Origin of the sequence: Nodularia sp. LEGE 04288, from assembly GCF_963896525.1 — a bacterium.
In the GTDB taxonomy this organism is placed as follows: domain Bacteria; phylum Cyanobacteriota; class Cyanobacteriia; order Cyanobacteriales; family Nostocaceae; genus Nodularia.
The window spans coordinates 1-1,948 of the sequence record NZ_CAWQOY010000076.1 but is presented as its reverse complement, the minus strand read 5'-3'; the positions used below and the strand labels follow the sequence as shown (position 1 = coordinate 1,948).

The following is a 1,948-nucleotide window of genomic DNA, read 5'->3' as shown; positions in this document are numbered from 1 at the left end:
ATATCTCATCAAGATAATTTATGGTGTAAATACGTTTATAAATTGTAAATAAAAATACTTAATACTTAAATTTCAGTTTTTGCGATCGCTTGTTTTTGATCCGACTTCACAAAATCGCGTTGCTCCCTTTTGTAGTTGACCTCGGCTGTGGAAGCGGTATTTTGGTGCAAGAGCTAGAAGCTGCTGGCTATGACGTTCTAAGAATCGACATCTCGGAGGCGCTGGTCGCCATAGCCCGCAAACGTGTCCCGAACGGGCAATTTCGTCAGGAATTACTTCTGACAACAGAACTTCCTGAGTGTGTTGCTGTTATTAACTAAAAGATGCTGTGGATTACAGAAAGAAGAGTAGTACCAGCCAAAAGGCTACTACTAATCCAGGAATTCCATATGCTAAAAGCGGGATGACTCGAATTGGCAGCCGCCGTCTATTTCTTCTCTCTACAGTGACTAGATACTCTGGAATAGCTTCACGGGTTCTTTCCATAAGGTCTTCAAGAATAATCTTTTGTTGAATCTGCACATACCACCAAATAAGCGTAGTGAGCAATCCCAAAACAATCGTTGCTTTTACAACAAACACATTTCGTGGAGATTGTGAATAAAGCTGCCCAACGACAGCAATTAAGATTCCTTCAAAAACAAGGAAAAAGTTCAACCTTTCACTGAACATAGTATCTTCATGAAAACCATGTTCCCATAATCTGTTTTTTGCATCCTGGTCTAGGTTCTCTGTCATTGCTTTAATCCAAAGGGGTGCTGATATGACTATATCTCAGCAATCCCAGCACTTGTCCTTGAAGAAAAGTTACGGCAGTGGTTAGACCTTGAACATAGATGCGTGATTTTGAAGCTGATTCTCTTACTCAAGCCAGTTGTAGCGAAGCGGTGACTGAGCGCTGCGAAGAATCTAGTTGGCCTCACCAGGGGGTTTCTACAGCGCTCGGTCAACAACTGGCATTGGGGAGGGAGTCCAGAGGGACGGGGCAAAGCCCCTCCCTCGCGCCCACTTCGCTGCATCGAGGGATGACTAAACTACCGACTAAAACCTCTGTCCTGGTGTCTTTGCCGTTGCTCTTCCAGATGCTCTTGCCGCCGCTGTTCCACAATCATCTCATTCCAGGTCACTCCTTCGGGTGCAATTCTTTGCGCCACAGGTAGCATTTTCTGAAGAACTTGCGCGGCTTGATTTCCGTGTTCATCATTATTAAATGAGATTGCCATTCTCTTAATAGTTTTGAGAAATTCTAAGGGCAAGTTATCCGGGTCATCCACTGCCATGTAAATTGTTCTGGTTGGTGGCAACCCGTCATGTGCTATCATGTCAATCTCTGCTACTGACAGGGCATCGATGGGAGAAGAACACAAGTGTACTCTCTCGATTTTATCCTCTGGCTCTCCACCCAATTGAATGTGAAACCAACCCGGTGAAGGTTTGGTGGTTTTGTCATATTCAACAGTGCGATTATCTTGCGTTTGTGGATTCCAAATCAGTGCGCCTGACTTTTCACCGTCTAAATCCCGCTTGACAAACACAATATTTCGTTGCTGGTCTACATAACCCAAGCCCTGTTGATGTAATGTTTTCACAAATAAAGGTAATAAGCCGCGTTTTTCAGTCAGGTAATTTTTTAATGTAGGCCATAGGCTTTCGTCTTCTGCTGGGGGCGTAAATGGCGACTGTTGTTTCTGTTCAATCTCTTGGAGAAACTTTTGTACTTCATCAGAGGATATCGGTTTAACTGGATTTAACAGCAGTTGCTGAATGGGTTGGTCGTCGCGTTGTGGTTGGTAATCAATTTCTTTATGTTTTTGTAGTCCAGGGAAGGTGTAGGCTGCACCTAAACTTGTACCGCTAAATTTTTGCTCATTCCAGGCGTAGGAGATACCTTTACTCTTGCCGTTGCGTGTTAATCCGTGGCGCACTTCTACACCCAATAATTGCAATC

The 1,948-nt window shown here is 43.9% G+C and carries 3 protein-coding genes; 1 reads left to right on the top strand and 2 read right to left on the bottom strand.

Annotation, left to right across the window (positions count from 1 at the left end; translation table 11 throughout):
* Window positions 1-164: 164 nt before the first annotated feature.
* Window positions 165-320, top strand: a complete 156-nt coding sequence (locus tag AACX33_RS05360; protein ID WP_339406168.1) for a hypothetical protein — start codon at window positions 165-167, stop codon at window positions 318-320.
* 13 nt (window positions 321-333) lie between these two features.
* Here the strand turns inward: AACX33_RS05360 and AACX33_RS05355 are convergent, their stop codons facing one another.
* Window positions 334-738 carry a RipA family octameric membrane protein gene (locus tag AACX33_RS05355; protein WP_227789460.1) on the bottom strand — a complete coding sequence of 135 codons (405 nt, stop codon included), beginning with the start codon at window positions 736-738 and terminating at the stop codon, window positions 334-336.
* A 296-nt stretch (window positions 739-1,034) separates the two neighbouring features.
* A partial coding sequence (locus AACX33_RS05350; protein WP_227789459.1) for a DUF3991 domain-containing protein occupies window positions 1,035-1,948 on the bottom strand: 914 nt, incomplete at its 5' end.